This is a genomic window from Verminephrobacter aporrectodeae subsp. tuberculatae At4 (assembly GCF_000193225.1).
Taxonomy (GTDB): domain Bacteria; phylum Pseudomonadota; class Gammaproteobacteria; order Burkholderiales; family Burkholderiaceae_C; genus Acidovorax; species Acidovorax aporrectodeae.
The window spans coordinates 1-9,089 of sequence record NZ_AFAL01000357.1 but is presented as its reverse complement, the minus strand read 5'-3'; the positions used below and the strand labels follow the sequence as shown (position 1 = coordinate 9,089).

Annotated in this window: 6 protein-coding genes; 4 read left to right on the top strand and 2 right to left on the bottom strand. The window is 66.5% G+C overall.

The window, feature by feature from the left end; genetic code table 11:
* On the bottom strand, positions 1-308 hold a 308-nt coding region (locus tag VTU_RS0107780), incomplete at its 3' end, for a biotin/lipoyl-containing protein (protein WP_010102983.1).
* An 18-nt stretch (positions 309-326) separates the two neighbouring features.
* Positions 327-3,041 (bottom strand): pyruvate dehydrogenase (acetyl-transferring), homodimeric type, encoded by a 2,715-nt coding sequence (gene aceE, locus VTU_RS0107775; RefSeq protein WP_010102982.1) that lies wholly within the window; start codon positions 3,039-3,041, stop codon positions 327-329.
* 162 nt (positions 3,042-3,203) lie between these two features.
* On the opposite strand from aceE, the gene VTU_RS0107770 reads away from it, so the two are divergent.
* The 4 genes from VTU_RS0107770 to VTU_RS0107755 all read left to right on the top strand — a co-directional run.
* A complete protein-coding gene (locus tag VTU_RS0107770) occupies positions 3,204-5,759 on the top strand; it encodes a PAS domain-containing sensor histidine kinase (protein WP_010102981.1) in 2,556 nt (851 codons plus the stop codon).
* Positions 5,756-6,382, top strand: coding sequence for a response regulator transcription factor (locus tag VTU_RS0107765; protein WP_010102979.1), 627 nt, complete (start codon positions 5,756-5,758; stop codon positions 6,380-6,382). The genes VTU_RS0107770 and VTU_RS0107765 overlap by 4 nt, the downstream gene beginning before the upstream one ends.
* A 113-nt stretch (positions 6,383-6,495) precedes the next feature.
* The gene (gene folD, locus VTU_RS0107760; RefSeq protein WP_010102977.1) at positions 6,496-7,365 is read left to right on the top strand and encodes a bifunctional methylenetetrahydrofolate dehydrogenase/methenyltetrahydrofolate cyclohydrolase FolD; all 870 of its coding nucleotides are present in this window, start codon (positions 6,496-6,498) and stop codon (positions 7,363-7,365) included.
* Positions 7,366-7,381: 16 nt separating this feature from the next.
* Positions 7,382-9,089 (top strand): M3 family metallopeptidase (locus VTU_RS0107755; RefSeq protein ID WP_010102975.1); only part of this gene is annotated, 1,708 nt, incomplete at its 3' end.

Here is a 9,089-nt window from a genome sequence, read left to right as displayed (position 1 = left end):
GGTGCAGGCGTGGGTGTCGTCGCGGTCGCGGGCGTGGGTGCGGTCGCGGGCGTGGGAGCCGCCGCGGCGTCAGCCACTTCAAGCCGCAGCAGCACGGAACCTTCCCGGACCTTGTCGCCAAGCTGCACGCGCAGTTCCCGGACCACGCCGGCGTGGCTCGAAGGAATCTCCATCGACGCCTTGTCCGACTCCACGGTGACCAGCGACTGCTCGACCCGGACGGTGTCGCCGGGCTGGACCAGCAGCTCGATCACGCCGACCTCGTCGAAGTCGCCGATGTCCGGAACTTTGATGTCTAGCAATGCCATTGCTCGTCTCCGGTTGGGTTATGCGTGGAGCGGATTGCGCTTGTCCGCCTGGATTGCGTACTTGGCAATCGCCTCGGCCACCTTGGCTACGGGCAGCGCGCCGTCCTCGCTCAGCGCCTTGAGCGCGGCCACGGCGATGTAGTGGCGGTTCACCTCGAAATGCTCGCGCAGCTTGCTGCGAAAGTCGCTGCGGCCAAAGCCGTCGGTGCCCAGCACCTTGTAGTTGCGGCCCTTGGGCAGGAACGGACGGATCTGCTCGGCGTAGGCCTTCATGTAGTCGGTGGCCGCGACCACCGGGCCGGCGCTGGCGCCCAGCTGCTGCGCAACAAAGGGCAGGCGCGGCGTATCCAGCGGGTGCAGCAGGTTCCAGCGCTCGGCGTCCTGGCCGTCGCGCGTGAGCTCGTTGAAACTGGGGCAGCTCCATACGTCGGCCTGCACCCCCCAGTCGGCGGCGAGCAGGGTCTGCGCCGCGAGCGCCTCGCGCAAGATGCTTCCCGACCCCAGCAGTTGCACGCGCTTGCCGCCTTCGGCGCCGGGCTGGCACAGGTACATGCCCTTGACGATCTGCTCCTGCGTTCCCGCAATGAGCCCGGGCATGGAGTAGTTCTCGTTGAGCAGCGTGATGTAGTAGAAGACGTTCTCCTGCTGCCCGACCATGCGCTCGATGCCGCGGTGCATGATCACCGCCACCTCGTGCGCGAAGCTCGGGTCGTAGCTCACGCAGTTGGGGATGGTGTTCGCCAGGATCTGGCTGTGGCCGTCCTCGTGCTGCAAGCCTTCGCCGTTGAGCGTGGTGCGCCCCGAGGTGCCGCCCAGCAGGAAGCCGCGCGCCTGCATGTCGCCCGCGGCCCAGGCCAGGTCGCCGATGCGCTGGAAGCCGAACATCGAGTAGTACACGTAGAACGGCAGCATGATGCGATTGTTCGTGCTGTAGCTGGTCGCCGCAGCGATCCAGCTGGACATTCCGCCGGCCTCGTTGATTCCCTCCTGCAGGATCTGGCCGGCCTTGTCCTCCCGGTAGTACATCACCTGGTCGCGGTCCACCGGGGTGTACAGCTGGCCCTTGGGGTTGTAGATGCCGATCTGGCGGAACAGCCCCTCCATGCCGAAGGTACGCGCCTCGTCAACCAGGATCGGCACGATGCGCGGGCCCAACGCCGGGTCGCGCAGAAGCTGGGTGATGAAGCGCACGTAGGCCTGCGTGGTGGAGATCTCGCGGCCGGCGGCCGTCGGCTCCAGGATGGCCTTGAAGCTGTCGAGCGCGGGAACGCTGAAATGCTCGTCGGCCTTTACGCGGCGTTTCGGCAGATAGCCGCCCAGCGCCCGGCGGCGCTCGTGCAGGTACTTGCTCTCGGGCGTGTCGTCGGCAGGCTTGTAGTACGGAATTTTGTGCAGTTCGCTGTCCGGGATCGGAATGCTGAAGCGGTCGCGGATATAGCGGATGTCCTCGTCGCTGAGCTTCTTGGTCTGGTGCACGGTGTTGCGGCCCTCGCCCGCCTTGCCCATGCCGTAGCCCTTGATGGTCTTGACCAGCAACACCGTGGGCTGGCCCTTGTGCTGGTTGGCCGCGTGGAAGGCGGCGTAGACCTTGGTCGGCTCGTGGCCGCCGCGGCGCAGCTCGAAGACTTCCTCGTCGCTCATGTGCTCGACGAGCTGGAGCGTCTCGGGGTAGCGGCCAAAGAAGTTCTTGCGCACGAAGGCGCCGTCGTTGGCCTTCATGGCCTGGTAGTCGCCGTCCAGCGTTTCCATCATCAGCTGGCGCAGCCTGCCGCTCTTGTCGCGGGCCAGCAGCGCGTCCCAGCCCGCGCCCCAGAGCAGCTTGATCACGTTCCAGCCGCTGCCGCGGAATTCGCTCTCCAGCTCCTGCACGATCTTGCCGTTGCCGCGCACCGGGCCGTCGAGGCGCTGCAGGTTGCAGTTCACCACGAAGATCAGGTTGTCCAGATTCTCGCGCGCCGCCAGGCCGATTGCGCCCAGCGACTCGGGTTCGTCCATCTCGCCGTCACCGCAGAACACCCACACCTTGCGCTTTTCGGTGTCGGCGATTCCGCGGGCCTGCAGGTACTTCAGAAAGCGCGCCTGGTAGATCGCCAGCAGCGGCCCCAGGCCCATGGACACCGTGGGAAACTGCCAGAACTCGGGCATGAGCTTGGGATGCGGATAACTCGACAGGCCCCGGCCATCGACCTCCTGGCGGAAATTGTCCAGCTGCTCTTCGCTCAGGCGCCCCTCCAGATAGGCGCGCGCGTAGATCCCCGGCGCGCTGTGGCCCTGGATGTAGAGCAGATCCCCGCCGTGGTTCTCGTTCTCGGCGTGCCAGAAATGGTTGAAGCCCGCGCCAAACATGCTCGCCACGGACGCGAAGGAGCCGATGTGGCCGCCGAGGTCGCCGCCGTCGGCAGGGTTGAGGCGGTTCGCGCGCACCACCATGGCCATGGCGTTCCAGCGCATATAGGCGCGCAGACGCTTCTCGATGGCGATGTTGCCGGCGCAGTGCGCTTCCTGCGCGGGTTCGATGGTGTTCACGTAGCCCGTGTTCGCCGAAAACGGCATGTCGATGCTGTTTTGCCGCGCGTGCTCCAGCAGTTGCTCCAGAAGATAGTGCGCGCGTTCGGCGCCTTCCCGGTCGATGACCGCGGACAGCGCGTCCAGCCATTCACGGGTTTCCTGCGCGTCGGTGTCGGCGGCGGGTGCGATGCCGTTTCCGGCCTGGGGGGCGGGCTGAGCTGACATGCTTTGTCTCCTTCGTTGGACAGCAATCCGGTGTGCTGGCGGCTAGTGTCGCATATTCTTCCGCATTTCAAATAGCGTGTTGGCAATTCCACATAATGATAATTCATTCGAAACGCTGATTCTCCCGCTGGCCCCATGCGGCAGTCCCCCTACACTCGGGAGATGGATCCCATGCCCCACGTGCCCTGCGCCGCGACCGTGGTTGCGCCCCTGCGCTGGTGGCGCAAGTGGTGGCGCGGCCTGTCGCCGACCCGGCAGGACCGGTTTGCGGCCCTTGCCCCACTGGCTGCGGTGCTGATGTTTCTGGCCGCCATCGTTGCAGCATTTTGGTATCTGCGCGCCGAAGAGGTGGAGCGCGAACAGGAGGCCCTGCGGCGCGATGTGGAATACGCGCAACAGCGCCTGCGCCTGCGCCTGCTCGAGCGGCAGGAACAGATCATGCGCGTCGCGCGCGACCTGTCCAACCAGGAACTCGGCCGCGCAGAGTTCACCAGCCGTGCCGAGGCCTTGGTCAGCCAGTACCCCGAACTCCAGGCCATCACCTGGATCGACGAGCGCCGCCGCATCCGCGCCAGCCAGGCGGCGCCCACCCTGGCCAGCAGTGAACTGCGCATCGCCGGCGAGGTGCTCAAGCCCGGCGATACGGCGAACACCCTGGGTCTGGCGCGGGATCTGCAGCAGGCGGTGTACGCCCAGCCTGCAAGCACCCCGGACGGCGTGGTCCCGCTGCTGCAATTGCAGGTGCCGCTGACGAACCAGGGCCGGTTCAGCGGCGTGGTGCTGGCCGAATACTCCATCGACAGCCTGCTGCGCTACGGCACGCCCACCGAGGTGCTGGCGCGCTACGCCGTGACGCTGCTCGACGCCCAGGGCCAGGTGCTCGCCGGAACGCCCCTGGCGCCGCGCAACAAGGCCACCCGCCTGCTCTCCTGGAACCCGCACGCCAACGAGTACGAAGTGCCCATCGCCCCCGTGGGCAACGGCCTGGTGCTGCGCGCGCAGGCCTACCGCACCTCCCTGGGCATGGTCGGCAGCAGCTTGTTCTGGCTCGTGGGAACGCTCAGCGCAATGACCGCCTGGATGCTCATCGCCACCTGGCGCCACACGCGCCGCCGCATGCAGGCGCAGGAGGCGCTGGTCGCCGAAACCAACTTCCGCCGGGCGATGGAGAACTCCATGCTCACGGGAATGCGCGCGCTGGATCTGGAAGGCCGCATCCGCTATGTAAACGCCGCGTTCTGCCAGATGACGGGCTGGAGCGCGGAGGAACTGGTGGGCCTGGAGGCCCCTTTCCCCTACTGGCCGGAAGCCGACCACGAGACCTTGCAGGCCAAGCTGCGCGACGAACTGCGCGGCAACACCACGGCTGGCGGATTTCAGGTGCGCGTGAAGCGCAAGAACGCAACGCTGTTCGACGCGCGGCTGTACGTGTCGCCGCTCATCGACGCGCACGGCCAGCAGACCGGCTGGATGACGTCGATGACCGACATCACCGAGCCGAACCGCATCCGCGAGCAGCTCTCGGCGTCGCACGAGCGCTTCACCATCGTGCTGGAGTCTCTGGACGCATCGGTGTCGGTGGCCCCGCTGGGCAGCGAAGAGCTGCTGTTTGCGAACAAGCTGTACCGCCAATGGTTTGGCTCGCATACGGGCGGGCACCTGCAGTTGGTGGCGCAGGCCGGCGTGCTTCCGATCGCGGGCAAGGAGCACAGCGGGATGGACGAAGAGGACGGCCTGATGGGCCTGCCGACGGACACGCTCACCAGCGCGGGCACGGAGAACGCCGAGATCTACCTGCCCGACCTGGGCAAATGGATCGAGGTGCGCTCGCGCTACCTGAACTGGGTTGACGGGCGCCTCGCGCAGATGGTGATCGCCACGGACATCACCCCGCGGCGCCTGGCCAAGGAACAGGCGGAACGCCAGGCGGAGCGCGCCCAGTCGGTGAGCCGCCTGATCACCATGGGCGAGATGGCGTCCAGCGTGGCGCACGAGCTGAACCAGCCGCTCACCGCCATCAACAACTACTGCAGCGGGATGGTCTCGCGCATCCAGAGCGGACAGCTCAGCGAAGAAGCCCTGCTCGCCGCCCTGCAGAAGACCGCGCACCAGGCCCAGCGCGCGGGCCAGATCATCCAGCACATCCGCTCCTTCGTGAAAAAGAGCGAGCCCAACCGCGCGCTCGCGAGCGTGCACTCCATGGTCAACGAGGCCGTGGAACTCGCGGACATCGAACTGCGCCGGCACAACGTGCGCCTCATGCACTATGTGGCGGCGCGCCTGCCGCCGGTGATGGCGGACACCATCCTGATCGAACAGGTGCTGGTGAACCTCATGAAGAACGGCGCCGAAGCCATCCAGAACGCCAACCGTCCGATGCCCAACCGCAGCGTGGAACTGCGTGTTCTGCCCAAGCGCATCGAGGAGCGCGAGGTGGTCGAGTTCTCGGTGCAGGACACGGGCCAGGGCCTCGCGCCCGAGGTGCTCGAGCGGCTGTTCGAAGCCTTTTTCTCCACCAAGCAAGAGGGCATGGGAATGGGCCTGAATTTGTGCCGCAGCATCGTCGAGTCGCACCAGGGAAGGATGCAGGCGCAGAACCTCTACAATGGATCGGAGGTCACAGGCTGTCGGTTTTCCTTCTGGCTACCCCCGGCCGGGACTTCCGACGTCACTACAAATACCGTAGCGAACGAACAAACCCCAAGGACTGCTGCATGAGTTTGATACCGAAAAAGGGCACGGTTTACGTCGTCGACGACGACGAGGCGGTGCGCGATTCGCTGCAATGGCTGCTTGAGGGCAAAGACTACCGGGTACGCTGCTTCGATTCGGCCGAGACCTTTCTCTCGCGCTACGACCCGCGCGAGGTCGCCTGCCTGATCGTCGACATCCGCATGGTCGGAATGACCGGGCTGGAACTGCAAGACCGCCTGCTCGAGCGCAAATCGCCGCTGCCCATCGTCTTCATCACGGGCCACGGCGACGTCCCCATGGCCGTGAACACCATGAAGAAGGGCGCCCAGGACTTCATCCAGAAACCCTTCGACGAGGAGGAACTGGTCTCGCTGGTGGAACGCATGCTGGAACGCGCGCTCGACGCCTTCGCCGGCTACCAGCAGGCGGCAAGCCGCGACGCGCTGCTGTCCAAGCTCACGAGCCGCGAGACGCAGGTGCTCGAACGCATCGTCGCGGGCCGTCTGAACAAGCAGATCGCGGACGACCTGGGAATCAGCATCAAGACGGTGGAGGCGCACCGCGCGAACATCATGGAAAAGCTCAACGCCAACACCGTGGCCGACCTGCTCAAGATCGCGCTGGGGCAGAACGCGGTCAAAAGCTGATGGCCTCAGCCGCGGCGCCTCGGACGCGCAGCAAACACCCATGGACGGTCTGATGGCGTGCGGCGCGAGGCCCCAGAGAGCGCGCGCGCAGGTTTTCCATCCTTATTTTCAGCATGACAGCCCAACGCATCGACGGCAACGCCCTTTCCCGGCAACTGCGCAGCGCGCTGGCACGGCGCGCCGCGCAGCTTGCGGCGCACGGCCAGCAGCCTGCTCTGGCCGTGATCCTGGTGGGCGAAGACCCGGCCTCTGCGGTCTACGTGCGCAACAAGGTCCGGGCCTGCCAGGACAACGGACTGCGCTCGATCCTTGAAAAATACGACGCCAGCCTGGGCGAGGCCGCGCTGCTCGAACGCATCGCAGCGCTGAATGCCGACCCCGGCGTGCACGGCATCCTGGTGCAGATGCCGCTGCCCGGGCACATCGATCCGCACAGGGTCATCGAGGCGATTTCTCCGGCCAAGGACGTGGACGGTTACTCCGTGCTCTGCGCCGGTGCGCTGATGACCGGCCTCGAAGGGTTTCGCCCCTGCACACCCTGCGGCTGCATGAAGCTCATCGAGTCCACCGGCCAGCCGCTCGCGGGCCGGCACGCCGTCGTCATCGGGCGCAGCAACACCGTCGGCAAACCCCTGGCGCTGTTGCTGCTCCAGGCCAACGCCACCGTCACGCTCACGCACAGCGCAACGCCCGATCTGGGCCACCACACGCGCCAGGCGGACGTCGTCGTCGCCGCCGTGGGACGGGCCAACACCTTGACGGCCGACATGGTGAAACCGGGCGCCATCGTCATCGACGTAGGAATCAACCGCAGGGCCGATGGCCGGCTCTGCGGCGACGTGGACTTTGACCGTGTCCAAGAGGTCGTCGGCTGGATTACCCCCGTCCCGGGTGGGGTTGGCCCCATGACCATTACCATGCTGCTGGAAAACACCATCCAGGCCGCCGAGCGCCGCGCCGCCGCCCTCCTCCCTTCCTCCTGAATGCATCCGACTTCGCATGAGCAACCCCCTTCTTGATTTCTCCGGACTCCCCGCATTCGACCGCATCCGGCCGCAGCACGTCGAGCCCGCGATGGACCTGCTTCTGGAGCGCGCGAACCAGGCGCTGGAGCGCGTCACCGCGGCCGATTTCCCGGCGCGCTGGGACGCCATCGCGCAGGTTCTGGACGTGGCGACGGAACAGCTGCTGCTCGCCTGGGGCGCCGTCGAGCACCTCAACAGCGTGGCGGATACGCCGCCATTGCGCGCCGCCTACAACGCGGCCCTGCCGCGCGTGACGGAGTTCTGGAGCCGCCTGGGCGCCGACACGCGTCTGTACCTGAAGTACCAGGCCATCGACCCCGCGGCGCTGTCGTCCGAACAACGCCAGGCGCATGGCAACGCGCTGCGCAACTTCGTGCTCGGCGGCGCGCAGCTGCACGCCGAGGACAAGGAACGCTTTGCCCGAATCCAGGAACGCGAGGCCGAGCTGAGCCAGAAGTTCAGCGAGAACGCGCTCGACGCAACCGACGCCTTTGCCTGCTACGTCACGGCCGAGGAACTCGACGGCGTCCCCGCCGACGTGCAGCAAGCGGCCCGGGCGGCGGCGCAGGCCGAGGGCCGGGAGGGCTGCAAGCTCACGCTGAAGATGCCCTGCTACCTGCCCGTGATGCAATTTGCCGCGCGCCGGGAACTGCGCGAGGCGCTCTACCGCGCGCACGCCACGCGCGCCTCCGACCAGGCCGAAGGCGACTCCCGGAAATTCGACAACACCGCGCTCATCGGCGAGATCCTCGCGCTGCGCCGCGAGGAAGCCCGATTGCTCGGCTACGCGAATTTCGGCGAACTGTCCATGGTGCCCAAGATGGCGCAATCGCCCGCCGAGGTGATCCGCTTCTTGCGCGATCTGGCGCGCCGTGCGCGCCCCCATGCGCAAAAGGACCTCGCCGACCTGCGTGCGTTTGCGGCCGCGCATCTGGGCCTGAACGATCCGCAGGCCTGGGACTGGTACTACATCGCCGAAAAACTCAAGCAATCGCGGTACGCGTTCAGCGAGCAGGAACTCAGGGAATACTTCACGGCGCCCAAAGTGCTCGCGGGCCTGTTCCGGATCGTCGAGACGCTGTTCGAGGTCTCCATCCGCCGCGACAGCGCCCCCGCATGGGACGCTGCCGTCGAGTTCTACCGCATCGAACGCGACGGCCAGCTGCTTGGCCAGTTCTATCTGGACCAACCCGCGCGCACGGGAAAACGGGGCGGCGCCTGGGCGGACGTTGTGCGCACCCGCTGGCTGCGCCCCGACACCGGCGCGCTGCAAACGCCGGTGGCGCACTTGGTGTGCAATTTCGCCGCCGGGGTGGATGGCAGGCCGCCGCTGCTGACGCACGACGACGTCATCACCCTGTTCCACGAATTTGGTCATGGACTGCAACAGATGCTGACGCAGGTGAACGAGCGCGACGTGTCCGGCATCTTCGGCGTGGAATGGGACGCGGTGGAACTGCCCAGCCAGTTCATGGAAAACTTCTGCTGGCAGTGGAGCGTGCTCGAGCACATGACCGCGCACGTGGACACGGGCGCGCCGCTGCCGCACGCGCTGTTCGACAGGATGCTCGCAGCCAGGAATTTCCAGAGCGGAATGCAGACCCTGCGCCAGATTGAATTTGCGCTGTTCGACATGCTGCTGCACACCGAACACGACCCGGCCCAGGACTGCATGCCCTTGC

Excerpts from the sequence above, each read along its gene's own strand:
- aceE (WP_010102982.1), bottom strand. The coding sequence starts at position 3,041 with ATGTCAGCTCAGCCCGCCCCCCAGGCCGGAAACGGCATCGCACCCGCC.
- VTU_RS0107765 (WP_010102979.1), top strand. The coding sequence starts at position 5,756 with ATGAGTTTGATACCGAAAAAGGGCACGGTTTACGTCGTCGACGACGAC.
- folD (WP_010102977.1), top strand. The coding sequence starts at position 6,496 with ATGACAGCCCAACGCATCGACGGCAACGCCCTTTCCCGGCAACTGCGC.
- VTU_RS0107770 (WP_010102981.1), top strand. The coding sequence starts at position 3,204 with ATGGATCCCATGCCCCACGTGCCCTGCGCCGCGACCGTGGTTGCGCCC.